General features: G+C 69.2%; 21 protein-coding genes. 12 read left to right on the top strand and 9 right to left on the bottom strand.

The window, feature by feature from the left end; genetic code table 11:
- Positions 1 to 80 precede the first annotated feature (80 nt).
- Positions 81 to 710: an alpha-ketoglutarate-dependent dioxygenase AlkB gene (locus AB0M87_RS29160; RefSeq protein ID WP_365858176.1), complete on the top strand. Its 630-nt coding sequence runs from the start codon at positions 81 to 83 to the stop codon at positions 708 to 710.
- Positions 711 to 755: 45 nt separating this feature from the next.
- Positions 756 to 2,291 carry an ATP-dependent DNA ligase gene (locus tag AB0M87_RS29155; protein WP_365858174.1) on the top strand — a complete coding sequence of 512 codons (1,536 nt, stop codon included), beginning with the start codon at positions 756 to 758 and terminating at the stop codon, positions 2,289 to 2,291.
- Between the two features lie 30 nt (positions 2,292 to 2,321).
- Here the strand turns inward: AB0M87_RS29155 and AB0M87_RS29150 are convergent, their stop codons facing one another.
- The 5 genes from AB0M87_RS29150 to AB0M87_RS29130 all read right to left on the bottom strand — a co-directional run bounded on the left by AB0M87_RS29150 (position 2,322) and on the right by AB0M87_RS29130 (position 7,952).
- Positions 2,322 to 3,173: an SGNH/GDSL hydrolase family protein gene (locus AB0M87_RS29150; RefSeq protein WP_365858172.1), complete on the bottom strand. Its 852-nt coding sequence runs from the start codon at positions 3,171 to 3,173 to the stop codon at positions 2,322 to 2,324.
- Between the two features lie 59 nt (positions 3,174 to 3,232).
- A complete protein-coding gene (locus AB0M87_RS29145; RefSeq protein WP_365858170.1) occupies positions 3,233 to 4,267 on the bottom strand; it encodes a hemolysin family protein in 1,035 nt (344 codons plus the stop codon).
- A complete protein-coding gene (locus AB0M87_RS29140) occupies positions 4,264 to 5,625 on the bottom strand; it encodes a hemolysin family protein (RefSeq protein WP_365858168.1) in 1,362 nt (453 codons plus the stop codon). The genes AB0M87_RS29145 and AB0M87_RS29140 overlap by 4 nt, the downstream gene beginning before the upstream one ends.
- A 225-nt stretch (positions 5,626 to 5,850) precedes the next feature.
- Positions 5,851 to 6,273, bottom strand: a complete 423-nt coding sequence (locus AB0M87_RS29135) for a GNAT family N-acetyltransferase (protein WP_365858166.1) — start codon at positions 6,271 to 6,273, stop codon at positions 5,851 to 5,853.
- 110 nt (positions 6,274 to 6,383) lie between these two features.
- Positions 6,384 to 7,952: an alpha-L-arabinofuranosidase B gene (locus AB0M87_RS29130; protein WP_365858164.1), complete on the bottom strand. Its 1,569-nt coding sequence runs from the start codon at positions 7,950 to 7,952 to the stop codon at positions 6,384 to 6,386.
- Between the two features lie 420 nt (positions 7,953 to 8,372).
- On the opposite strand from AB0M87_RS29130, the gene AB0M87_RS29125 reads away from it, so the two are divergent.
- The 8 genes from AB0M87_RS29125 (at position 8,373) to AB0M87_RS29090 (ending at position 17,257) form a co-directional block, all read left to right on the top strand.
- Entirely contained in the window at positions 8,373 to 9,299 is a 927-nt protein-coding gene (locus AB0M87_RS29125) for a sugar ABC transporter permease (protein ID WP_365858162.1), read from the top strand.
- Positions 9,300 to 9,359: 60 nt separating this feature from the next.
- The gene (locus AB0M87_RS29120) at positions 9,360 to 10,247 is read left to right on the top strand and encodes a carbohydrate ABC transporter permease (protein WP_365858290.1); all 888 of its coding nucleotides are present in this window, start codon (positions 9,360 to 9,362) and stop codon (positions 10,245 to 10,247) included.
- Between the two features lie 133 nt (positions 10,248 to 10,380).
- Positions 10,381 to 11,727: a sugar ABC transporter substrate-binding protein gene (locus AB0M87_RS29115; RefSeq protein WP_365858160.1), complete on the top strand. Its 1,347-nt coding sequence runs from the start codon at positions 10,381 to 10,383 to the stop codon at positions 11,725 to 11,727.
- A gap of 101 nt (positions 11,728 to 11,828) precedes the next feature.
- The gene (locus AB0M87_RS29110; RefSeq protein WP_365858158.1) at positions 11,829 to 13,874 is read left to right on the top strand and encodes a beta-galactosidase; all 2,046 of its coding nucleotides are present in this window, start codon (positions 11,829 to 11,831) and stop codon (positions 13,872 to 13,874) included.
- Between the two features lie 329 nt (positions 13,875 to 14,203).
- The gene (locus AB0M87_RS29105; protein ID WP_365858288.1) at positions 14,204 to 15,193 is read left to right on the top strand and encodes a LacI family DNA-binding transcriptional regulator; all 990 of its coding nucleotides are present in this window, start codon (positions 14,204 to 14,206) and stop codon (positions 15,191 to 15,193) included.
- A gap of 176 nt (positions 15,194 to 15,369) precedes the next feature.
- Complete coding sequence (locus AB0M87_RS29100) at positions 15,370 to 16,461, top strand: cellulase family glycosylhydrolase (RefSeq protein ID WP_365858156.1); 1,092 nt, start codon at positions 15,370 to 15,372, stop codon at positions 16,459 to 16,461.
- A gap of 143 nt (positions 16,462 to 16,604) precedes the next feature.
- The gene (locus tag AB0M87_RS29095) at positions 16,605 to 16,889 is read left to right on the top strand and encodes a toxin-antitoxin system HicB family antitoxin (protein ID WP_365858154.1); all 285 of its coding nucleotides are present in this window, start codon (positions 16,605 to 16,607) and stop codon (positions 16,887 to 16,889) included.
- Positions 16,886 to 17,257: a fic family toxin-antitoxin system, toxin component gene (locus AB0M87_RS29090; protein ID WP_365858152.1), complete on the top strand. Its 372-nt coding sequence runs from the start codon at positions 16,886 to 16,888 to the stop codon at positions 17,255 to 17,257. Before AB0M87_RS29095 ends, AB0M87_RS29090 begins: the two co-directional genes overlap by 4 nt.
- Before the next feature lie 19 nt (positions 17,258 to 17,276).
- Here the strand turns inward: AB0M87_RS29090 and AB0M87_RS29085 are convergent, their stop codons facing one another.
- From AB0M87_RS29085 to bioB, 4 genes are all read right to left on the bottom strand, one after another.
- Entirely contained in the window at positions 17,277 to 17,963 is a 687-nt protein-coding gene (locus AB0M87_RS29085; protein WP_365858150.1) for a class I SAM-dependent methyltransferase, read from the bottom strand.
- A gap of 103 nt (positions 17,964 to 18,066) precedes the next feature.
- The gene (gene bioD, locus AB0M87_RS29080) at positions 18,067 to 18,756 is read right to left on the bottom strand and encodes a dethiobiotin synthase (protein ID WP_365858148.1); all 690 of its coding nucleotides are present in this window, start codon (positions 18,754 to 18,756) and stop codon (positions 18,067 to 18,069) included.
- Position 18,757: 1 nt separating this feature from the next.
- Positions 18,758 to 20,029, bottom strand: a complete 1,272-nt coding sequence (locus AB0M87_RS29075; protein ID WP_365858146.1) for an adenosylmethionine--8-amino-7-oxononanoate transaminase — start codon at positions 20,027 to 20,029, stop codon at positions 18,758 to 18,760.
- A complete protein-coding gene (gene bioB, locus AB0M87_RS29070) occupies positions 20,022 to 21,083 on the bottom strand; it encodes a biotin synthase BioB (RefSeq protein ID WP_365858144.1) in 1,062 nt (353 codons plus the stop codon). The genes AB0M87_RS29075 and bioB overlap by 8 nt, the downstream gene beginning before the upstream one ends.
- A 143-nt stretch (positions 21,084 to 21,226) precedes the next feature.
- Here bioB and AB0M87_RS29065 point away from each other — a divergent pair, with 143 nt between their 5' ends.
- Positions 21,227 to 22,381 carry an 8-amino-7-oxononanoate synthase gene (locus AB0M87_RS29065; RefSeq protein WP_365858142.1) on the top strand — a complete coding sequence of 385 codons (1,155 nt, stop codon included), beginning with the start codon at positions 21,227 to 21,229 and terminating at the stop codon, positions 22,379 to 22,381.
- Between the two features lie 220 nt (positions 22,382 to 22,601).
- Entirely contained in the window at positions 22,602 to 23,033 is a 432-nt protein-coding gene (locus AB0M87_RS29060; protein ID WP_365858140.1) for an ATP-binding protein, read from the top strand.
- The last annotated feature ends 21 nt before the right edge of the window (positions 23,034 to 23,054 follow it).

Here is a 23,054-nt window from a genome sequence, read left to right as displayed (position 1 = left end):
CCCCGGTGTTCGTTGTGCGTTCGTACAGGTGCGGAGGAGCGAACCCGGAGATCGAACGTGCGTGCGAGTAAGCTGACATCATGGCTGTACATCTGCAGAGTTCCCTCTTCGACCAGGGGGACGAGAGCACGCTGCGACCGTTGGACGGTCTTCGCCGCACCCAGCTCGGCCAGGGCGCCTGGATCGATGTGCTCCCGCAGTGGCTCAACGGAGCGGACCAGGTCTTCGCATCACTGGTCCGCGACGTCGCCTGGCGTGCCGAACAGCGGGTGATGTACGAACAGGTGGTCGCGGTCCCGCGGCTGCTGTCGTTCTTCGGTGCGGACGACCCGCTCCCGCATCCGGTGCTCGACGAGGCCCGCGCGGCACTCTGCGGGCACTACGCCGCCGAGCTCGGAGAACCGTTCACCACAGCCGGCCTGTGCTTCTACCGGGACGGAAATGACGGCGTCGCCTGGCACGGGGACACCATCGGCCGGGGACGCACCGAGGACACCATGGTCGCCATTCTCTCGCTCGGGACGCCCAGGAACCTGGTACTGCGGCCCCGTGGAGGCGGATCGCCGTCGGTGCGCAAGCCGCTCGGCCACGGGGATCTCATCGTGATGGGCGGCAGCTGCCAGCGCACCTGGGAGCATGCGGTCCCGAAGACGGCGAGAGCGGTGGGACCACGCATCAGCGTGCAGTTCCGCCCGCAAGGGGTGCGCTGACCGGGCGCCGCGCAGAAACACGGCGAAACCGGGTACACGTGCGTCATGTTGCTGCGTGCACTTGCAGAGACCTCCCGTGCCGTCGGCGCCGAGCCGTCCCGGAACGCGAAGATCGCGCTGCTCGCGGAGTATCTGCGCGGTCTGGAGCCGGACGAGCTGTCCGCGGCGGTGGCTCTGCTGTCCGGCGAGTCCCGGCGGATGCGGGTCGGTGTGGGGCCGGCCGCACTGCGTGAACTCCCGCCCCCCGCCGCTGCGGCCGCCCTCGGGGTAGGGCAGACCGAGGAAACGCTGGCCGCCATCGCCGCCGTCCATGGCCCGGGATCGCAGGACGAACGCCGAAGGCTGCTGGCGGAGCTGTTCGCCGCGGCGACAGCCCAGGAGCAGTCGTTTCTGGGCGCGGTTCTGGTGGGAGAACTGCGTCAGGGCGCCCTCGACGCGGTCGTGGCCGACGCGGTCGCCAAGGCGGCCGGCGTCCCGGCGGCGGACGTACGCCGGGCGCTGATGTTCCGCGGTTCGGCCCGGGCGGTGGCGGCGGCAGCGATGGCGGGCGGCAAGGACGCGCTGCGCTCGTTCGGTCTGGAGATCGGACGTCCGGTACGGCCGATGCTCGCGGCGGCGGCGCCGGATGTCGGCGCGGCGCTGGAACGGCTGAGCCCCGCTGCCCTCGAGTGGAAGCTGGACGGCATCCGTGTCCAGGCCCACCGGAACGGCGACGACATCGGCGTCTTCACCCGGAGCCTGGACGACATCACCTCGCGGGTACCGGAAGTAGTGGAGGCGGTACGCGGGCTGGACGTGCATACGGCCGTGCTGGACGGTGAGGCTATCGCCGTCGGAGCGGGCGATCGACCGCTCCCGTTCCAGGTCACGGCCGCCCGCACCGCGTCGCGACAGGACCCGGACCGGCTGCGCGCCGAGGTGCCGCTGCGGGTCTTCTTCTTCGACCTGCTGCACCGCGACGGTACCGACCTGCTGGATTCGCCCGCCGCAACCCGCTGGGCGGCGCTCGACGACGTCGTACCCGCGGAGTTCCGAGTACCGCGGATCGTCACCGGGGACGCAGCCGAGGCAGCGTCCTTCTTCGACCGGGCGCTGGACCGAGGACAGGAAGGGGTGGTGGTGAAGGACCCGGCCGCTCCGTACGCGGCCGGCCGGCGGGGCGCCGGCTGGATCAAGGTCAAACCCCGGCACACCCTGGACCTGGTGGTGACGGCGGCGGAGTGGGGCCACGGCCGTCGACAGGGCCTGCTGAGCAACCTCCATCTCGCCGCGCGCGGCGAGGATGCGGCCACCCAGCCGTGGGTGATGCTCGGAAAGACGTTCAAGGGGCTGACCGATGAACTCCTCGCCTGGCAGACCCGGGAGCTGCTGGCACGGGAGGAGAGCAGGGACGGCTACGTCGTGCGGGTCCGCCCCGAACTCGTGGTGGAGGTCGCCTTCGACGGGCTGCAACGCAGCCCGCGGTATCCCGCAGGGCTCGCGCTGCGTTTTGCCCGGGTCCTTCGCTACCGGGTCGACAAGACCGCGGCCGAGGCGGACACCGTCTCCACCGTCCGGGCTCTGGCCCCCGGGACGCGGTGACCGTAGTGGTTCCCGGAACAACGCTCGTGCTCAATACACCTGGCGCACGCCGTCCGCGCGGCGCCACCCGGTCACCGGACCGGGGTCTCCGGCATCCACCGGAGTGATCCAGAACGCCTCCCCCGACTCGGCACTGAAGTGCGCGCCGAAGCGTCCGTCTCCGGACGACCGTCCGGTCAGCCGTCGTCCGATCCACGGCACCAGATGCTCGCGGGCAAATCGCACGTCGCTGCCGCGCCGGGCCGCCCAGCGCACCGGCCCGGCGGGCGGGAGCAGCGCCTGCCAGTCGCTCCCGGGATCCAGGCCCAGCGTCTGCCAGACGGCCTCCGCCACCCGCAGGTGCCCGTCGGCGGTGAGATGCAAACGGTCGACGTCCCACATCCGTGGATCGCCGAGCGCCGGCGCGCCGTACAGATCGACGACCAGGGCTCCGTGCTGCCCCGCGAGATCCTCGATGAAGGTGAAAAGTTCCTCCATCCGCGGACGGAAGCGCTCCATCACCGGGCCGTTGCGGCCGGGGCTGCGCATGAGCACCAGTTGTCTGCACGCCGGCGCCAGCCGTTCGACGGCCTCCTCCAGCCGCCCGCGCACCATGCCCATATCGCATTTCGGGCGCAGCGCGTCGTTCAGCCCGCCGACCAGAGTCACCACGTCCGGCCGCAGCGCGGCTGCCGCGTCGGCCTGTTCGTCGACGATCTGTCCGATGAGCTTCCCGCGTACGGCCAGGTTGGCGTACCGGAAGCCGGGGGCCCGTACGGCGAGGCGTTCGGCGAGCAGATCGGCCCAGCCACGGTATGAACCGTCCGGCAGGAGGTCCGACATTCCCTCGGTGAAGGAGTCACCGACCGCGACGAGGCTGGTGTATGGGGCATTCAATTCCATGGCGCAGCGATCGTATCGCGGTCGGTCGGGCTCGTTTGACGCTCACCCCGGGCACGTATTCACTTGCCGGGGCCCGCCTCTTCCGACGGGCGGCCGACGAGTTCACGCAGCACGTCCTCCATCGTCACAAGACCGGCCGGCTTCCCGTCGTCACCCAGCACCGCAGCCAGATGGGTCCGGCTGCGGCGCATCGCGGTCAGCACGTCGTCGAGCGGGTCGGCTGCTCGCACCCGGGCGATCGCCCGCATCGACGACGCCTCGAACGGCAGCTCCCGAGGTGTGGCGTCCAGCGCGTCCTTCACGTGCAGATAGCCCAGGATCCGCCGGTCGTCGTCCACCACCGGGAAGCGTGAGAAACCGGACTCGACCGACAGCTTCTCCAGTTGCGCCGGAGTCGTGCCCGGACGGGCGTACACCACCTGTTCCGGTGCCACGATCACATCGCGAACCGGACGGCGGCCCAGCTCCAGAGCGTCGTGCAGCCGTTCGCTGGCCCGGTCGTCGAGCAGACCCGCGGCCGAAGCGTCGGTGACCAGACGCGCCAGCTCATCGTCCGAGAAGGTCGCAGCCACCTCACTCTTCGCCTCGACGCCCAGCAGCTTCAGCAGCGCGTTGGCGAAGGAATTGACGGCGAAGATGACCGGACGCAGCGCACGCGCCAGCGCGACCAGCGGCGGCCCCAGCAGCAGCGCCGTCCGCACCGGTCCCGCCAGGGCGATGTTCTTGGGAACCATCTCGCCGAAGAGCATGTGCAGATAGGTCGCCACGGTGAGAGCGATGACGAAGGAGATCGGGTGGATCAGTCCGTCGGGTATCCCGACGCCGTGGAAGACCGGCTCCAGGAGGTGCGCGATGGCCGGCTCGGCCACCACACCCAGCACCAGCGTGCACAGCGTGATGCCCAGCTGTGCCGCCGCCATCATGGCCGCAAGGTGCTCCAGGCCCCACAGAACGCTTCGCGCCCGCCGGTTGCCCGCCTCCGCCGCCGGCTCGATCTGGCTGCGCCGCACCGAGATCAGCGCGAACTCACCGCCCACGAAGAAGGCGTTGACGACCAGCGTCAGCAGGCCGATGAACAGCTGGAAGGCGGTCATCGCCCGGTCTCCTCGTTGCCGGTACCGGCATCGTCGTTGCCGTCACCCTCGGCGGCATTCGGTGCGTGCAGCAGGACCCGGGCCGCGCGTCGTCCGCTCGCGTCCACCACGTCGATCCGCCAGCCCGCCAGCTCGACGACGTCGCCCTCGGCCGGGATCCGTCCGAGCAGTGTGGCCACCAGGCCGGCGAGCGTTTCATAGGGCCCTTCCGGCACCCGCATGCCGATGGTCTCCAGCTGATCGGTGCGTGTCGCACCGTCCGCCGAGTACACCGCCCGGCCTTCCGTGTCTTCGCCCGCGCCCGCGAGGTCGGGTGTCTCATGCGGGTCGTGTTCGTCGCGTACCTCCCCGACGACCTCCTCCACGATGTCCTCCAGCGTCACCACACCCGCCGTCCCGCCGTACTCATCGATCACCACGGCCATGGTGTTCGCGCCGTACAGCCGGTCGAGCAACCGGTCCACGGTCAGCGTCTCGGGGACCAGGAGCGGTTCCCGCACCAGCCTGGAGACGGGCGCACGCGTCCGGCGATCCGCCGGTAGCGCCAGCACGTCCTTGATATCGGCGACTCCGACGACCTGGTCGAGGCTCCCGCGGTACACCGGGAATCGGGAAAGCCCGGTGGCCCGGGTGGCGTTCGCGACGTCCTCGGCGGTCGCCTGCACCTCCAGACCGATCACCTGCACCCGCGGCGTCATCACGTTCTCCGCGGTCAGATCCGCGAGATTGAGGGTGCGGACGAATCGCTCGGCGGTGTCCGCCTCCAGCGCGCCGGCCCGGGCCGAGTGCCGGGCCAGCGCGACCAGCTCCTGCGGTGACCGCGCGGAGGCGAGCTCCTCGGCCGGCTCCATGCCCAGCCTGCGCAGCAGCCGGTTCGCGGTGTTGTTGAGGTGGCTGATCAGCGGCCGGAAAGTGGCACTGAAAATCCGCTGCGGTGCCGCCACCATCTTGGCCACCGTGAGCGGTGAGGAGATCGCCCAGTTCTTCGGGACCAGCTCGCCCACCACCATCAGGAAGACGGTGGAGAGGGCAGTGCCGATCACAAGACCTGCCGAGGAGGCCGCGCTGCCGGAGATGCCGATGGCTTCGAGCGGGCCGCGGATCAGCTTTCCGATCGAGGGCTCGGCGAGCATCCCGATCACCAGATTGGTGACGGTGATGCCCAGCTGGGCCCCGGACAGCTGGAAAGTGAGGCTGCGCACGGCCTGCAGAGCGCTCGCAGCGCCGCGCTCGCCGCGCTCGGCCGCCTGTTCGAGCTCACTGCGCTCGACCGTGGTCAGCGAGAACTCGGCGGCAACGAAGGCCGAGCATGCCAGCGAGAGCAGCAGCGCCACGATGAGCAGGAGCACTTCGGTCATCGCTTCACCTCTGTCCCATGATCGGTCAGGGGTCCGACGAGCGCGCGATGTCGGCTACTGCTGTGTCGGCTACTGCTGTGTCGGTTACTGCTGTGTCGGCTACGGGGAGGCTCGCCCATGGGCGGAGGCTCACACCTCTCGGTCGATGAGGCAGGACTATGCCATGGTAAAGGACGAGCAAAGAATGGGGCCGGTGGCCCTGACTCGCGGCCGACGGTGGGCCGCCTATGACAACGGCTTCACCCAGCGACGCCAGTGGTCCTCGCGGTGGTAGCCGGCCGCAGCCCACGTGTGGTGCGCCTGCTCGTTGGCCTCCAGGACCATGGCATCGACCCGTCGCCCGCCCAGGGCGCTGAATCGCTGTTCCGCTGTTTCCATCAAGGCGGTGGCGACACCTCGCCGGCGGCAGTCGGGGTGCACGGCCAGCCGGTAGAACGAGCATCGCCAGCCGTCGAAACCGGCGATGACCGTTCCTGCGAGGAGACCGTCACGTTCGGCGATGAGCAGGGCTTCGGGGTCTCTGGATATGAGCCCCGCCACTCCTTGGTGGTCGTCGCTGATGCTCGTTCCTTCGGCGGCTTGGCGCCAGAAACGCAAGACGGCGTCGATATCGGTGAGGTTGGCGCAACGGATGTGCAGATCGCTCATGTGGCGAGCCAAGCAGAGTGCCGACCCCCGCGGCGAATGATTTCGCCGCTCGCGCAGACGGCGCTCCGGTCCGTCCGCGCGAGCGGCAGGGGGTGGGGAGGGGCTGCCGGTTACGGCGTCCAGGGGGCGCTTACCGCCCAGCTCACGTCGTCGGCCCAGGAGGTGGAGTTGTCGAAGGCGTTCGGGCCACCGTCGGCGGCGAGGTAGACGGTGTTGTTGTAGTGGCGGATGAACCGGTCGGGGAAGTTGTACGAGGCGAACGAAGTGCCCTGGCCGTTCTTGCCGGATTGCGGGCAGAACGTCGCGTCGGCTCTGAAGAGGGCGCTCCCGTCCATCGGCTGGCGGAACAGCTGGTAGTTGGAGTGGCGCAGGAAGTCGCCGGGGTAGTTCCTCGACTCGAAGGACACGCATGAGGACTTGGCCAGACCGGGGCGCACGATCCAGGAGGAGTCGCCCTTGTCCAGGGCCGAACTGGCCGACGAGATCGGCGAGGTGACGGCGTTGTTGTTCTGGTGCCGGATGTAGCGAGTGGTGCAGCACGCGGTGGTCGCGCGCAGCGAGAGGGTCGAGCCGGGGCTGAGCGTACCGGCGGCGACGGGACTCCGTCCGCCGTAGCCGACCGAGACGATGTTGGACTGCACCGCGTTGTCGGCCGCGTCCGTCGGCAGTCCGCTGGTCATGACGCCCTCGAAGAAGGATCCGACGGATCCGTTGGAGTTGTCGCCGCCTGTTCCCAGGACGATGGAGCCCTCCTGGTGCATCGGCGAGTAGCCGGACGACGTGCTGGGCTCCGGCCCGGAGTAACGGGTGTTCAGGCCGCCCGACTGCGCGTTGCCGTCCTTGGTCGCGAAGTAGTTCTGGCCGTTGTTCTTCAGCAGTGCGGTGACGAACGGCGCCGAGTTTCCGGTGTCCGAACTGTTGGTGCTGTGGCCGAGATTCGACTGGAACAGCCCGTTCTCCAGGTCCGCCTGCACCCACGGACCGGAGCCGTTGCACGGGGCGAACCAGCATTCGGTGCCGAAGTTGATGGCATCCATGTGGCCGTTGCCGGTGTCGGCAATCTTCACTTCGGCGTTGCCGTAGTCGAAGCAGCAGCGGTTGTTCACATGGGTGCCGGAGGTGACCATGTACATGCCCTCGGCCTGGCCGTTGACCGCGACGCCGGCCGCGGCCGTGTGCCGGTAACCCATGTGACCTGAGAACGACACGCCGTACACCTGGTGGCCGCCGGCGGTCACCGGCAGCGCATCGGCCGGCGCGCCGGAGTTGGCGGGCCCGGCGGTTCCGGCCGGCTCGATGAACAGGTCGTTGTGGCGCGGCGACTGGTCGTAGATGACGCTGATGACGCAGGTCGTGCCGGCGCAGAAGGAGTTCTGCGCCGCAGCGTTCGCATAGCCGCCGGCGGACAGCAGGCCGACGTTTGCCGTGCCACCGTCGGAGGCGCGCTTCACCTGGTAGAGCGGGCCGTTGTACGACGCGTACAGCGCCCGGGTGGTGCTGTGGGCGGCGACGCACGCGGTGCCGGCGGAGCCGTAGATGTCACAGGGCAGTGACCCTGCTGCCTGCGCTGTTCCCGTACCGCCGACCAGGGCGCCGATGAGCAGGCCGACCGCCGCGCAGAGCGCCAGGAGCGCCTTCTTCAGGTGCGGGAGGGGTGTTCTGTGTGCCGTAGCGAACACTTCGTTCCTTTCATGACCGTTGTGGGGGAAGGGACGGGTGTGCCAGGGGGCGAGCCGACAGCCGGACTCGGTGCGGTATCCGGCTGACGCCGTTCGATATATCGAATGAGGGTCGATTCTGCGAACGAAAACATAGGGAGGCCCAGGGCGGGCGTCAATGCTCCGGACGCAAGTGCCGTCCGGGTCCTCGGCGAGCGCCGGTGGTCGGCCGACGGCGCTCGCCGCAGCCGGGCCGATCAAAACCGGACAAGAAGCCTTGACGCCCGGCCGCCGGGGTGTGACCATCACCGAAATCAATGTTCACGTAAACGTCGAGGCGTTTTCGGCTCGTTCGGACCGGTAATGTTTACGTAACCATCACGCTCTGTTCATGGTCCGGACCAGAGCACAAGTGACCAGAGCACACGTGAGGGATGGGTTATGGCAGTCGCTTCACCCCAGTCGGCGGCGCCCGGCAGAGCCGTTCCGCGGCGGTCGCCGCACGGTCGGCGCCGCTGGATCGGCTGGGGCTTCATCGCGCCGTTCCTCGCGGTTTTCGCCATCGTCTTCCTGGCGCCGATCGGTTACTCGATCTACCTGAGTCTCTTCCGCGACCAGCTGATCGGCGGCAACTCGTTCGTGGGCCTGGACAACTACACCCAGGCCTTCCAGGACCACGAGTTCTGGGCAGGTCTCGGTCGGGTCGGGCTGTTTCTGCTGGTCCAGGTGCCGATCATGCTGGGTATCGCCCTCCTGGTCGCGCTCGCACTGGACAGCGGCCGGCTCTACGGCCGGGACTTCTTCCGTATCTCGATCTTCCTGCCCTACGCGGTCCCGGCGGTCGTCGCCACCCTCATGTGGGGCTTCATGTACGGCAAGCAGTTCGGTCTGGTCGCCAACATCAACGACCACTTCGGCATCTCGCTGCCCGACCCGCTCTCGCCGCACCTGGTGCTCGCCAGCATCGGCAACATCGTCACCTGGGAGTTCGTCGGCTACAACATGCTGATCTTCTTCGCGGCGCTGCGCGTGATTCCGCAGTCACTCTACGAGGCCGCCGAAATCGACGGCGCCGGGCAGTGGCGGATCATCACCGCCATCAAGATCCCGGCGATCCGCGGCGCCCTGGTCATCGCCACCGTCTTCTCGATCATCGGCAGTTTCCAGCTGTTCAACGAGGCCAGCATCCTCAAGCCGCTGGCGCGCAATGCCATCACCACCTCTTTCACCCCGAACCTCTACACGTACTCGCTGTCCTTCTCCGGCCAGCAGCACAACTATGCCGCCACCGTCGCGATCATCATGGGAGTCGTCACGATGATCGTCGCCTACGCCGTCCAGTTGCGCGGCATGCGAAAGGAGGCGTGACCCGTGGCCACCGACACGACCCCCGCCGCATCATCCCCGGTCCGGCAGCACGCCCGTGCCGTGCAAGGGCCCATGCTTCGCTCGCGCCGTCACCGGTCACCCGGCCGCTCCCGCCGCAGCGTGCTCCTCACCGTGCTGACCAGCCTCGTCGTGGTGTATACGCTGATCCCGCTGGTCTGGCTGTTCATCAACGCCACCAAGACCCAGCCGAAACTGCTCGACTCCTTCGGGCTGTGGTTCAGCGGTCACTTCGCCCTGTGGGACAACGTCCGCGAAACGCTCACCTACAACGACCACATCTTCGTCCGCTGGTTGCTCAATACCCTGCTGTACGTGGTCGCGGGTGCGGGCGGAGCCACTGTCCTGGCGGTGCTGGGTGGTTACGCTCTGGCCAAGTTCAACTTCCCGGGCAAGCGCGGGGTGTTCGCGGTAGTGATCGGCGCGGTCGCCGTACCGGGCGCGGCGCTGGCGGTGCCCACCTTCCTGATGTTCAGCAAGATGGGCCTCACCGACACCCCCTGGGCGGTCATCATCCCGTCCCTGGTCTCCCCGTTCGGCCTCTACCTGATGTGGGTCTTCGCCTCGGAGGCGATCCCCGACGAACTGCTGGAGGCCGCCCGGATGGACGGAGCCGGGGAGGTCCGTACCTTCTTCCGGATCTGCCTGCCGCTGCTGGGGCCCGGCATCGTCACCGTCCTGCTCTTCACCGTGGTCGCGACCTGGAACAACTACTTCCTGCCGTTGATCATGATCAAGGATCCGGACTGGTACCCGCTCACCCTCGGCCTCAACGCCTGGAACAACCAGGCATCCACGGCGGGCGGCCAGCCGGTGTTCAATCTCGTGATCACCGGATCGCTGCTGACCATCATTCCGCTGATCGCGGCCTTCCTGCTCCTGCAGCGCTACTGGCAGTCGGGGCTCTCCGCCGGAAGCGTCAAGGAATGACCCCCGGCGTCCGCCGGGCGCCTCAGCACGTCCCGTCCCCTTCATATCCCCTGCTGGTCCGCTTTCCGCCGCACCCATGCGGTGCGGCGGGGCCGGCGCCGCAGATCATCACGCACAACGGAGTGGAATTGAGATGACGAACAAGACGCTTCGCCGCTGGGCACAGGGGCTAGCGGTGCTCTGCGCCGCCACCCTGGGGCTGACCGCCTGCGGCTCCTCCGACGATTCCGGCTCCGGCAGTACGACCTCGGGGGCGAAGTCGGTCACATCCGCACTGGACAAGGGCGGCTCGATCACCGTGTGGGCGTGGGAGCCCACCCTCAAGAAGGTCGTCACCGACTTCGAGGCCAAGTACCCCAAGGTCCACGTGAACCTGGTCAACGCCGGCACCGGCAACGACCAGTACACCGCGCTGCAGAACGCCGTGCAGGCCGGCAAGGGCGGCCCGGACGTCGCGCAGATCGAGTACTTCGCGCTCGGCCAGTTCGCCCTCGGCAAGTCCGTCGCCGACCTCAGCGGTTACGGGGCGAAGGACCTCAAGGCGGCGTACTCGCCGGGCCCGTGGAACTCCGTCAACATCAACGGCGGGATCTACGGACTGCCGATGGACTCCGGCCCCATGGCGATGTTCTACAACAAGAAGGTCTTCGACAAGTACAAGATCGCCGTTCCCACCACCTGGGACGAGTACCTGGCTGCGGCTCGCAAACTGCACAAGGCGGACCCGAAGGCGTACATCACCAGCGACGCCGGCGACGCCGGTTTGACCACCAGCATGATCTGGCAGGCGGGCGGCAAGCCGTACAAGGTCGACGGCACCAAGGTGTCCGTCAACTTCGGCAGCGACCCGGGCACCGCCGCGTACACCAAGGTGTGGCAGCAGCTGATCACCGAACACCTGGTGTCCGCGGTCCCGCCCTGGAGCGACCAGTGGTACAAGGGCCTGGGCGACGGAACGATCGCGACCCTGTCCACCGGCGCCTGGATGCCCGCCAACTTCACCTCCGGCGTGGCCGCGGCCTCCGGCGACTGGCGGGCAGCACCGCTGCCCCAGTGGCAGGCCGGGCAGCACGCCAGCGCCGAGAACGGCGGCAGCTCGCTGGCCGTCATGCAGGCCAGTAAGAAGAAGGAACTCGCCTACGCCTTCCTGCAGTACGCCAACAAGGGTGCTGGCGTCCAGACCCGGATCAAGGGCGGTGCCTTCCCGGCGACCACCGCGGATCTGAACTCCCAGACATTCCTGGACACGAAGTTCCCCTACTTCGGCGGCCAGCAGGCCAACAAGATCTTCTCCGCCTCCGCCAAGAACGTCGTGCCCGGATGGACCTACCTGCCCTACCAGGTCTACGCCAACTCGATCTTCAACGACACCGTCGGCAAGGCCTACGTCTCCTCCACGCCCCTGACCGCCGGCCTCAAGACCTGGCAGGACGCCTCCGTCAGCTACGGCAAGAAGCAGGGCTTCAGCATGGGCGACTGACGCTCGACGGAACACGAGTGGTGAGGCCCGAGGGAACTCCGCCGGGCCTCACCACCGCTCCGCCCGCCCCACCCGATGGACCCGCAGTACCCGAAAGGACCATGATGACCTCCCTCTCCTCGCACCGATGGCTGCGCCCGGCCACCGGCGACCGGACCCCGCGACTCTCCTACGGCGCCGACTACAACCCGGAGCAGTGGCCGCGCGAGGTGTGGAAGGAGGACGTGCGCCTGATGCAGGAAGCCGGCCTCACCATCGTGTCACTCGCGATCTTCTCCTGGGCCCGGCTCGAACCTGCCGAAGGCCGCTGGGACTTCGACTGGCTGGACGAGGTGATGGATCTCCTCCATGGCTCCGGCATCGACGTCGACCTGGCCACCGCCACCGCCTCTCCGCCGCCGTGGCTCGTCGAGCGGCATCCGGAGATCCTGCCGGTGACGCGCACCGGTGAGACCGTCTGGCCCGGCGGCCGTCAGCACTGGCGGCCCACCTCCCCGGTCTTCCGCGATCACGCGCTGCGCCTGGTCGAGACGATGGCCACCCGTTATCGCGACCATCCCGCGCTCGTCGCCTGGCACGTCTCGAACGAGCTCGGATGCCACAACGTCTACGACTACTCCGATGACGCCGCCCACGCCTTCCGTGACTGGCTGCGTGCACGCTATGGCACCCTCGACGCACTCAACCACGCGTGGGCCACGACCTTCTGGTCACAGATCTACAGCGACTGGCAGCAGGTCCTGCCGCCCCGCCTCGCTGCCACCCACCCCAACCCCACCCAGCAGCTCGACTTCAAACGGTTCTCCTCCGACGCGCTCAAGGACTACCTGCGCGCGGAGCGCGACGTGTTGCGCCGGCTGACCCCGGACGTCCCGGTGACCACCAATTTCATGGTCATGGGCGAAACCGGAGGAATGAACTACCCGGACTGGGCGGACGAGGTCGACTTCGTCTCCAACGACCACTACGTGACCCCCGGTCCGCAGGACCTGGACGAGCTGTCCTTCTCGGCCAACCTCACCAGCGGTATCGCGGGCGGCCGTCCCTGGTTCCTGATGGAGCACTCCACCAGCGCCGTCAACTGGCAGCCCGTCAACCGAGCCAAGAGGCCGGGTGAACTGACCCGCGACTCGCTGCTGCACGTGGCGCACGGAGCGGACGCCGTCGCCTTCTTCCAATGGCGGCAGTCGGCCGGCGGCGCGGAGAAGTACCACTCGGCGATGGTCCCGCACGCCGGACCCGACAGCGACATCTTCCGCACGGTGAGCGCACTGGGACAAACCCTGACCGACCTGGCACCGGTGGCCGGGTCCGTCCGCCGTCCCGCCCGCGCGGCGATTCTGTTCGACTGGGAGTCCTGGTGGACTTCCGAGCTCGACTCGCACCCCTCATCCCGGCTGCGCTACCGCCAGGAGGCCCTCGACTGGTACTCGGCCTTCCTCGGACTCGGTGTACGCGCCGACGTCATCACCGCCCGCAGCGATCTGACCGGATACGACGTCGTGGTGGCCCCGGTCCTGCACGTCGTACCGAAGTCCCTCGCCGACCGGCTGACCGCCTACTGCGCGGGCGGCGGCCACCTGGTGACGACGTACTTCTCCGGAATCGTCGACGAGAACGACCACGTCTGGCTCGGCGGATATCCGGGGGCCCTGCGCGACCTGCTGGGGATCCGCGTCGAGGAGATGGGCCCGCTGGCCGACGGCGAGTCGGTGACGCTCGGCGACGGCAGCACCGCCACCCTGTGGACCGACCGCATCACGGTGGTGGACCCGGACACCACCGTGGTCACCGACTACGCGACCGGTGATCAGACCGGCCATCCCGCCGTGACCCGGCGGATCGTACCGGGCGGGGGATCAGCCAGCTACGTGTCGACCCGGCTGGGCCGTCACCTCGGCCCCCTGCTGTCCCGGCTCCTCGAAGCCGCCGACGTGCGCAGCGAGCTCCCGTCCGATGCCCGCGGCCGGGTCGAGCTGGCGGTCCGCGTCAACGACGCGGGCGTGTACTGGTTCCTCGTCAACCGTACGGACCAGCCCGTCGTTCTGCCGGGGACCGCGGGGAAGGCCCTGGTCGGACACGGGGACGACGCCGGCACGGTGACGCTCGCTCCGCGCGGCGTGGCCGTCGTCCACCGCGACCGCTGACTCCCGGTCCGGACCACCGTGCGGGTCGGTGGTGCCTCCATCGACCCGCACGGTCCGGCCAGCTCCACAACCATCAGCACCACAACGATCCGCTCCACGACCACCATCTCCCCTACGTGCACGGCACCCGCGCCCAGAGCGGTGGGTGCCCGCAGGCGGGCACCCACAGGAGGCCGAGGACATGCCTAAACTTCAGGCGAACCGGAGGCCGGCCCGCAGCCGGCCGGAACTGCTGCAGTGAGGTGCACAACTCCGTGGACAACACGGCTGAGACCCAGCCCGCCGGCGACGGGGCGGACGGACGGACGCGGCGCAGGCGCGGTGCGTCGATGGCGGACGTCGCCAGGCTGGCGGGCGTCTCCACGCAGACCGTCTCCCGTGTCTCCAACGGCTACCCGGGAGTCGTGGAGTCCACCCGGCAGCAGGTGCGCAGCGCCATGAGGGAGCTCGGCTACCGGCCCAACAGCGCGGCCCGCGCCCTCAGGCGTGGCGAGTTCCGCACCCTGGGCGTCATCCTGTTCACCCTTTCCACCACCGGAAACATGCGCACCCTGGAGGCCGTCTCCTCATCGGCCGCGCGGGAGGGATACGCCACCACGCTGCTGCCGGTGACCGTTCCGACCCAGGACGAGGTGCATGGCGCTTTCACCCGCCTCGGCGAGATCGCGGTGGACGGCGTCATCATCATCATGGAGGTGCATCTCCTGGACACCGCCACCGTGACCCTGCCACCGCACGCCCAGGTGGTGGTGGTGGATTCCAACGCCGGTGACCGGTACTGCGTGGTCGATACCGACCAGAGAGGCGGCGCCCGGGCCGCGGTCGCGCATCTGCTCGAGCTCGGCCATGAGACGGTCTGGCACGTTGCGGGCCCCGAGGGTTCCTTCTCCGCCGAGCGACGCGTCGACAGCTGGCGGTCGGTTCTCCGGGATGCCGGGCGGGAGGAGCCCGCTCTGCTGCGCGGGGACTGGTCGGCCGAATCGGGTTACCGGGCAGGCCTGCGGATCGCCGCCGATCCGCGCTGCACGGCCGTGTTCGTGGCCAACGACCAGATGGCCCTCGGCGTGCTGCGCGCGCTGCACGAACACGGCAGGAGGGTCCCGGAGGACGTCAGCGTCGTCGGCTTCGACGACATCCCGGAGGCGGCATCATTCCTGCCTCCCCTGACCACCATCCATCAGGACTTCGCCGAGCTCGGGCGGCTCTGCGTCGAGGACGTCCTGCGGCAGATCCGCAACGACGCACCGGAGAAGGGCACCACGCTCGTCCCCACACACCTGATCGTCCGGCACAGCACGGCGCCCCCGCCGACCCGCTGAGCCTCGCGGGCGGCGGTGGTGACATCGCTGCCCGCTAAGGGCACACCGGATGGGGCGACTCCCAGGGCTTTGTAAAAGGCTTAGCCGAAGTCTTTGCCGAAACCCTTGTCGAAACACCGACGGAACCATAATGTGACGCCGCTCACTTCCCCACACATCACCTAAGGAACCCGCACATGCGTCCTCCCACACTTCCCTTCCGCCGGGTGCACGGCTCCCGGCGCACCCTGAGTGGCGTGCTGGCCGCCGCCCTCACCGCCACCGGCCTGATAGCCGTGGCGCTCAGCACCGCACCGCTGGCCGGCAGCGCCTCGGCGGCCACCAACACCAGCCAGTTCAAGGGTGTCAACTGGGCCGACCCACGCGACAACTACGCCAACGACCCGGTCATACCGTCAGGTCTCTCCACCTCGGACAGCTACGCCACCACCTACGCCAAGTCCACCGCGATCATCAGCGGCTTCCGGAGCAATCTGGGTGCCAACACGGTGCGGCTGCCGATCAACCCCTACAGCGTGAACGGCTCCTTCTGGAACTCCTACACCGGTGCCATCGACGCTGCCACGGCCAAGGGTTTCAAGGTCATCCTCGGCTACTGGGAGGGCGCCGGGAGCCAGAAGGACGGCCACGTGGACGACATGGCGTCGTTCTGGTCGATGTGGGCGAAGGTGACCAGCAAGTACGCGGGCAACCATCACGTCTACTTCGAGCCCATGAACGAGCCGTTCGGCTACAGCCAGAGCGCATGGGCCGATCTCGCCGCCCAGTGGATCAGCAACTACCCGAAGATCCCCAAGAACCGGATCTTCGTCAGCGGCACCGGCTACAACGACAGCGTGACCTCAGTCTGCGCTGACAGCCGCTTCAACGGGACCTACCTCTCCCTGCACCACTACGGCTTCTGGAAGACCAACGCCAGCTACTCGGAGTGGGTCACCGACCTGAAGAGCCGCATAGGATCCTGCGCCTCCCGCACGGTGGCGGACGAGTTCGGCGCCCCGATGACCACCGGACTGAACTACAACGGGCCCAGTACCGGGGGCAACTCCATCGCGTACATGCAGGCCGATACGGACACCTTCCGCGAGCTGGGGATGGGTTCGGTCTACTGGCCGGGCCTGCGCAACGGTGACACGTACAGCATGGAAACCCTGCACGGCACCGGCACGGATCTGTCGCTGACCACCAACAGCCCCAGCGGCGCGGACCGACTCGCCTACGCGTGGGGCCACGGTCAGGGCAGCGCCAGGAAGGGGGCCCACGGCTGAGCCCGGAGGTCGCCCAAGGCGCCTTCTCGGCGGCTGTGCCCGCACCCTCTGCGGCGTCCGCGGCACGAGGACGGTCATGGCCGCCGAGCCGGTGCCGCGCCCCGCTCTTGCGGGTGCTAGCACATCGGCGCTAGCTTGGTGGTATGGCGAAGACTCAGCTGAACGTGCGCGTGGACGAGGTGACCGCCGAGGCCGCGCGGGAGCGGGCGCTCCAGCGGGGGATGAGCGTGAACCGGTACATCGAGGAACTGGTCCGGCAGGACACCGGCGAAGTGGGACACACCTTCGTCGAAGCGGCCGCCGACTTCATGAAGCAGTACGAGTCTGTTTTCGCCGAGGAGTTCGCGGACGAGTCCGCAGCGGGCCACGACTCCGCAGCCGGTCACGAGTTCACCGCGAGCCGCCGGCGCCGGGACAGCGGCCGTTGAGCCTCCGGATCGATCTTCCCTGGCTGCTGATGGTCGCCGAACACAAGACCCCCGGGGATCCGCAGGTCACCGACTGGGGCGCACTGGTGGCCGCCGTCGCCCGGCATGAGGCCGAGATCTTCGGAATCCCGGTCTACAGCGATCCGCACAGCCGTGCCGCCGCCCTGCTCGAACTACTGCTGCAGGTGCCGGCGTTGGAGCGCTCCAACGCCATGTTCGCCTCTGCTGTCGCCTATGGCTACCTGGTCGCCTGCGGGCTGAAGGTCGTCACGTCGCCCGAGCAGGTGAGAGACCTGGCCCGGCTGGTCAAGCTGGACAAGGCCGATGTCCGGTCCATCGCCGACGAATTGCGGCAGTGGTGTCTGTGACCCGCCCGGGCGCCGCCGTTCACCTGGATGCGTCGCTCACCGACGGCCGGCGGGCCACTCCCAGCACACAGGGGGACGACGGAAGGCGGGGGCCCTTCTCCGGCACGGTGAGCCGCCGGTATGCGCCCAGCTCGAAGCCCGCCGCCCCGATGGAGGCCAGGGTGTCCCGCGCGGTGTGACAGCCACCGAAGAGCAACGGCCAGACCGTGCGGTCCAGGACCCGCTGGGTCGTCGCCATGGCCCGGCCCTCCCCCAGGCCGTGCTCGAAGAACCGCAGTTCACCACCGGGCCGCAGTACCCGCCTGATCTCGGCGAGAGCCCGGGGCACATCGCGGACGGTGCACAGGACCAGTGACGCCACGGCCGCGTCGAAAGCCTCGCTCTTCACCGGCAGCGCCTCAGCCGCGCCGGGCACCACATCGACGGGCACCTCGGCGCGCAGCGCCGAGCTGACTGCCAACTGCCGCAGACTGCGCTCCGGTTCGATCGCCACCACTTCGGAGACGGCCGCCGGGTAGTGCGCGAAGTTGAGTCCGTTGCCCGCGCCGATCTCGATCACCCGGCCGGAGAGGCCCGAAAGCAGCTCGGCGCGGTGAGCCGCGATCCCTCCCTTGAGGTCGGCACTGACACTGAAGCGGGCGTAGAAGCGCGCGAAGAGCGGATGGTGCACGGCGTCGCGGGGAATCCTGTCACTGCCTGCGGGCATCGGGTGCCTCCTCCAGCGAGGGTGCGGACACCGTAATTCTCCCCCCGCACGGGACGATGACGCTTGTGCGCGCATCACCGGCGAGCCGGTGATGCGCGCACGCTCAGCGAGGCGGCGTCCAGTCACCGCCCAGGCGCGGTGCCAGCCAGTTGGTGGCCCGGTCCCGGAAATCGGCCGGCGACAGCGCACCGGCACCCTCCGGGACCGCTCCCAGCAGCGGGGCCCCGGCCACCACCGGCAGATCCGTGATGTTGCAACGGGCCGCCAGACCGGGTGCGGCGGGCCAGCTGCCGACGACCACGCCGGCGCACTCGACGCCCCGGGCCCGCAGCGCCTCCGCGGTGAGCGCGGTGGCGTTGAGCGTACCGAGTCCGGCAGGCGTCACCACCAGCACCGGCGCGCCGACGAGCGCGGCCGCGTCCGCCAGCGTGCCGCCCTCGTCGTCGAACCGGACGAGCAGTCCGCCGGCGCCCTCGACCAGCACCAGGTCATGCTCGGTGGCCAGTTTCTGCGCCGCGTCCGCGACGTCCTGCGGTCGCACCGGTGTCATCGCGGCGCGCCGGGCGGCGGTCGCCGGCGCCAACGGCTCCGGGAACCGGCCGAGCTCCACCGCGGTCACCGCCCCGGCCAGGCGGGCGACCTCAGCGGCGTCGCCGTGCTCGCCGGGTGCCAGACCGGTCTGTGCCGGTTTGAGCACGGCGACCGAGCGCCCCCGGGCCGCGGCCGCCACAGCGGCGGTGACCACGGTCTTGCCGATCTCGGTACCGGTGCCCGTGACAAAGAGAATCGTCATCTCATCCCTCCCGCGCGACGGCGCGGATCGCCCGGCAGATCCGTGCGAGGTCCTGGTCGCCGGTGATGTAGGGCGGCATGGTGTAGACGAGGTCACGGAAGGGACGCAGCCAGACCCCCTCGCGCACCGCTGCCCGGGTCGCCGCCGCCATGTTCACCTCGTGATCGAGCTGTACGACGCCGATCGCCCCCATGACCCGCACATCCCGCACGGCGGGCAGCGTGGCGGCCTGCGCGAGACCGTCCCGCAGACCGGTCTCCAGCCGTTTGACCTCCTGCTGCCAGTCCTGCGCCAGCAACAGCTCGATCGAGGCGCAGGCCACCGCGGCGGCCAGCGGGTTGCCCATGAAAGTCGGCCCGTGGGCCAGCACGGGTACCTCTCCGCGCGCGATGCCGTCGGCCACCCGGGGGGTGCAGAGGGTCGCCGCCATGGTGAGGTAACCACCGGTCAGCGCCTTGCCCACGCACATCACATCTGGCGCGACCCCCGCCTGCCCGGCGGCGAAGAGGGTGCCCGTACGGCCGAAGCCGGTGGCGATCTCGTCGAACACCAGCAGCACACCGTGCGCGTCGCACGCCTCCCGCAGCACCCGCAGATACCCGGGGGAGTGGAACCGCATACCACCCGCCCCCTGCACCACGGGTTCCACGATCACCGCGGCCAGCTCGTCGGCGTGGCGGCCGATGAGCTCGTCGAGGTGGTCGGCGTACCCCTGTTCGTACGCGGCAGGCGGGGCGTCCGCGAAAACCTGGCGCGGCAGCGCTCCCGACCACAACTCGTGCATGCCTCCCTCGGGGTCGCACACCGACATGGGCTGCCAGGTGTCCCCGTGGTAGCCACCGCGCCAGGTCAGCAGACGCTGCTTGGCCGGGCGGCCCACCGATCGCCAGTACTGGAGGCACATCTTCACCGCCACCTCGACCGACACCGAACCGGAGTCGGCCAGGAACACGTGCTGGAGCGGTTCCGGGGTGATCTCCACCAGCTTGGCCGCGAGCCGGACGGCGGGCTCATGGGTGAGCCCGCCGAACATCACATGGCTCATCCGGTCCAACTGGCCGCGCGCGGCCTCGTTGAGCACAGGGTGGTTGTACCCGTGGATCGCTGACCACCACGACGACATGCCGTCGACGAGCTCGCCCGCACCGGCCACCCGTAGCCGCACACCGGACGCCGACTCGACCAGCAGCGGTTCCTGCTGTCCGGGCATCGGCCCGTACGGATGCCAGACGTGCCGCCGGTCGAGTTCGAGCAGCTGGTCCGTGTCAGGCATTGGGCGCGAGATCCGTCCCGGCGCCCCGGCGGCGGACCGACACCAGATCCGTACGGTGGTCGGGCAGCGTGGTGGTGTCCGCGCCCTCCACCTCGAAGCCGGCGTCCGCGATCATGTCCAGATCGGCCCGGCCCGCCTGACCCTCGCTGGTCAGGTAGTCGCCGAGGAAGATGGAATTGACCAGGTGCAGGGCGAGCGGCTGCAGCGAACGCAGGTGCACCTCCCGCCCGCCGGCCAGCCGTACCTCCGCGTCCGGACAGACGAACCGCACCATTGCCAGGATGCGCAGGCAGCGCTGCGGCGTCAGGTTCCACTGCTCGGCGAGCGGGGTTCCCTCCATGGGGATCAGAAAGTTCACCGGCACCGAGTCGGGGTCGAGGTCGCGCAGGGCGAACACCACATCGACGAGATCGGCATCGCTCTCGCCCATCCCGGCGATCAGGCCCGAGCAGGCCGAGAGCCCCGCGGCCTGTGCCTGCTGGACGGTCTCCACCCGGTCGGAGAAGTCATGCGTCGTGCAGATGTCGGCGTAGGTCGCCTCGGACGTGTTGAGGTTGTGGTTGTAGGCATCGGCTCCCGCGGCCCGCAGCCGCTCCGCCTGCCCGCCGGAGAGGAGTCCGAGACAGGCGCACACCTCCACGCCCTCGTTCTGTTCCTTGATCGCCTCGATGGTCTGCGAGACCCGGTCGACATCGCGGTCCGTCGGGCCCCGCCCGCTCGCGACCAGACACACCCGCTTCGCCCCGCCGGCCACACCGGCCGCCGCCACCTGGGAAGCCTCGTCCGGCTTCAGCCAGGTGTACTTGAGGATCTCGGCCTTGGAGCCAAGCCGTTGCGAGCAGTACGAGCAGTCCTCCGGGCAGAGCCCGGACTTGAGATTGACGAGGTAATTGAGCTTCACCCGCCGTCCGAACCACTGACGGCGTACCTTTCCGGCTGCGGCCACCACATCGAGCAGCTCGTCGTCCGACGTCGCCAGTACGGCGAGCGCCTCTTCACGGGTCGGCAGTTCGCGCCGCAGCCCCTTGTCCACCAGCGTGTTCAGCAGGTCCATGGGGGTGATCCTGGCCTACGGCAGTACGTCAGGCCAAGGAGGAACCGAACAACACCCGCCGTGAAGGGTGTGTGCATTGCCACACCATGACCCCGCATGGCCCCCGCTAGGGTCTGTGAACTGCCTACAAAGAGGGACTGATCATGCCGGGTGTCACGCCTCCATCGCCCTTCGACTGGACCGATACCGCGGCATCCCTGCGGGCCCGCGCCGGCCTCGTCCGCACGCTGCGGCCACGCCCGGCCGCTTCGGATCTGCTGGATCTGGCCAGTAACGACTACCTGGGGCTGGCCCGTAGAAGGGAGATCACCGAAGCGGCCTCGGCGGCGGTCCGCCGCTGGGGCGCCGGTGCCACCGGGTCAAGGCTGGTGACCGGCTCGACGGAACTGCACGCCGAACTGGAACGGGACCTCGCCGATTTCTGCGGCTTCGAGGCGGCGCTGGTCTTCTCCTCCGGATACGCCGCCAATCTGGCGGCCCTCACCGCGCTGACCGACCGGGGTTCGCTCATCGTCTCGGACACGGGCAACCACGCCTCGATCGTCGACGGATGCAGGCTGTCCCGTGCGGCAACCGAAGTCGTCCCGCACGCCGATCCGGAGGCGGCCGCCAAGGCGCTCGGCGCGCACCGGGGCCGCGCCCTCGTCGTCACCGACTCCGTCTTCTCGGTCGACGGCGACGCGGCGCCACTCGCGGACCTGGCCGCCGTTTGCCGAGGTCACGGTGCCGCCCTGGCCGTGGACGACGCCCACGGTCTCGGGGTGCTCGGCGAAGGCGGCCGAGGAGCGCTGCACGGCGCGGGGCTGGCCGGCGCGGACGACGTGGTCGCCACGGTCACCCTCTCGAAGTCCCTGGGCAGCCAGGGCGGTGCGGTGCTGGGCCCGGCCCGGGTCATCGACCACTTGGTCAACGCGGCCCGCACCTTCATCTTCGACACCGGCCTGGCACCGGCCGCGGCGGGCGCGGCCTTGGCGGCCCTGCGGCTGCTGCGCGCGGAACCCGGCCTGGGCGGGCGGGCCCGTACGGTGGCGAACACGCTGCACCACCGTCTCACCGCGGCCGGGCTGAGCGCGGTACACCCGCAGGCCGCCGTGGTGTCCGTACGCGCGCCGTCGCCGGCCGCGGCGGTGCGCTGGGCCGCCGCCTGCCGGGAAGCGGGGCTCGTGGTCGGCTGTTTCCGGCCGCCTTCGGTGCCGGACGGTGTTTCCCGGCTGCGACTCACCGCCCGTGCGGACCTGACGGAGGAGCAGATTGCCGGGGCGGTGCAGACCCTACTGCGAACCGTGCCCGCCGGGTGACCCTGACGGGGAACAGCCGTTCCCCCGTTTTCCCGTCCAAATACGTTCTCCCGTAGCAGAGTTCATCACTTTGAGCGACTGATACAGGCCCATCTTTGTGGATCGCGGACGATGCGGTCACTATGAGTGTCACGCTGGCGCGAAGGGCAATCCGAGGCCGTCCTCGAAGTGCATCCGCAACGAGTCGGAGCCGGCACCGGTGGGAAAGGGACAGGCCGTCATGGCAGACCACCAGGAAGCAAAAATCACCCTGCCGAGCGAACCTGCATCGGTTCCGGCGGCCAGGTCCTATGTGGCCCGGGTGCTCACCGACTGGGGCCTGCCGAACGACACGGACGCGGCGGACGCGATCCGGCTGATCGTCTCCGAGCTGGCGACCAATGCCGTGCAGCACACCTTCGGCCAGTCACCCACCTTCACCGTGGACATCGTGCTGGAGCGGGACGAACTGCTGCGCATCGGTGTCACGGACAGTCACCCGCGCTGGCCCCAGCGGCTGCCCGCGGCGGTCCAGCAGGACAACGGCCGGGGCATGGTGATCATCCGATGGCTGGCCGCCGAGAGCGGCGGCCGGCTGTCGGTCACCCCGACCCGGGAAGGCGGCAAGACGGTGTGGATCGCCCTGCCCTGGACGGCTGCCGCCCAGACCTGAGCCTGCGGCAGCCGTGCCCGC

The sequence above is a fragment of the Streptomyces sp. NPDC051320 genome, assembly GCF_040682175.1.
GTDB lineage: Bacteria > Actinomycetota > Actinomycetes > Streptomycetales > Streptomycetaceae > Streptomyces.
Note: the sequence above shows the minus strand (reverse complement) of the source record. Positions and strands in the feature narration are given on the sequence as shown.

Excerpts from the sequence above, each read along its gene's own strand:
- AB0M87_RS29160 (WP_365858176.1), top strand. The coding sequence starts at position 81 with ATGGCTGTACATCTGCAGAGTTCCCTCTTCGACCAGGGGGACGAGAGC.
- AB0M87_RS29155 (WP_365858174.1), top strand. The coding sequence starts at position 756 with ATGTTGCTGCGTGCACTTGCAGAGACCTCCCGTGCCGTCGGCGCCGAG.
- AB0M87_RS29150 (WP_365858172.1), bottom strand. The coding sequence starts at position 3,173 with ATGGAATTGAATGCCCCATACACCAGCCTCGTCGCGGTCGGTGACTCC.
- AB0M87_RS29145 (WP_365858170.1), bottom strand. The coding sequence starts at position 4,267 with ATGACCGCCTTCCAGCTGTTCATCGGCCTGCTGACGCTGGTCGTCAAC.
- AB0M87_RS29140 (WP_365858168.1), bottom strand. The coding sequence starts at position 5,625 with ATGACCGAAGTGCTCCTGCTCATCGTGGCGCTGCTGCTCTCGCTGGCA.
- AB0M87_RS29135 (WP_365858166.1), bottom strand. The coding sequence starts at position 6,273 with ATGAGCGATCTGCACATCCGTTGCGCCAACCTCACCGATATCGACGCC.
- AB0M87_RS29125 (WP_365858162.1), top strand. The coding sequence starts at position 8,373 with ATGGCAGTCGCTTCACCCCAGTCGGCGGCGCCCGGCAGAGCCGTTCCG.
- AB0M87_RS29115 (WP_365858160.1), top strand. The coding sequence starts at position 10,381 with ATGACGAACAAGACGCTTCGCCGCTGGGCACAGGGGCTAGCGGTGCTC.
- AB0M87_RS29110 (WP_365858158.1), top strand. The coding sequence starts at position 11,829 with ATGATGACCTCCCTCTCCTCGCACCGATGGCTGCGCCCGGCCACCGGC.
- AB0M87_RS29105 (WP_365858288.1), top strand. The coding sequence starts at position 14,204 with ATGGCGGACGTCGCCAGGCTGGCGGGCGTCTCCACGCAGACCGTCTCC.
- AB0M87_RS29100 (WP_365858156.1), top strand. The coding sequence starts at position 15,370 with ATGCGTCCTCCCACACTTCCCTTCCGCCGGGTGCACGGCTCCCGGCGC.
- AB0M87_RS29095 (WP_365858154.1), top strand. The coding sequence starts at position 16,605 with ATGGCGAAGACTCAGCTGAACGTGCGCGTGGACGAGGTGACCGCCGAG.
- AB0M87_RS29085 (WP_365858150.1), bottom strand. The coding sequence starts at position 17,963 with ATGCCCGCAGGCAGTGACAGGATTCCCCGCGACGCCGTGCACCATCCG.
- bioD (WP_365858148.1), bottom strand. The coding sequence starts at position 18,756 with ATGACGATTCTCTTTGTCACGGGCACCGGTACCGAGATCGGCAAGACC.
- AB0M87_RS29075 (WP_365858146.1), bottom strand. The coding sequence starts at position 20,029 with ATGCCTGACACGGACCAGCTGCTCGAACTCGACCGGCGGCACGTCTGG.
- bioB (WP_365858144.1), bottom strand. The coding sequence starts at position 21,083 with ATGGACCTGCTGAACACGCTGGTGGACAAGGGGCTGCGGCGCGAACTG.
- AB0M87_RS29065 (WP_365858142.1), top strand. The coding sequence starts at position 21,227 with ATGCCGGGTGTCACGCCTCCATCGCCCTTCGACTGGACCGATACCGCG.
- AB0M87_RS29060 (WP_365858140.1), top strand. The coding sequence starts at position 22,602 with ATGGCAGACCACCAGGAAGCAAAAATCACCCTGCCGAGCGAACCTGCA.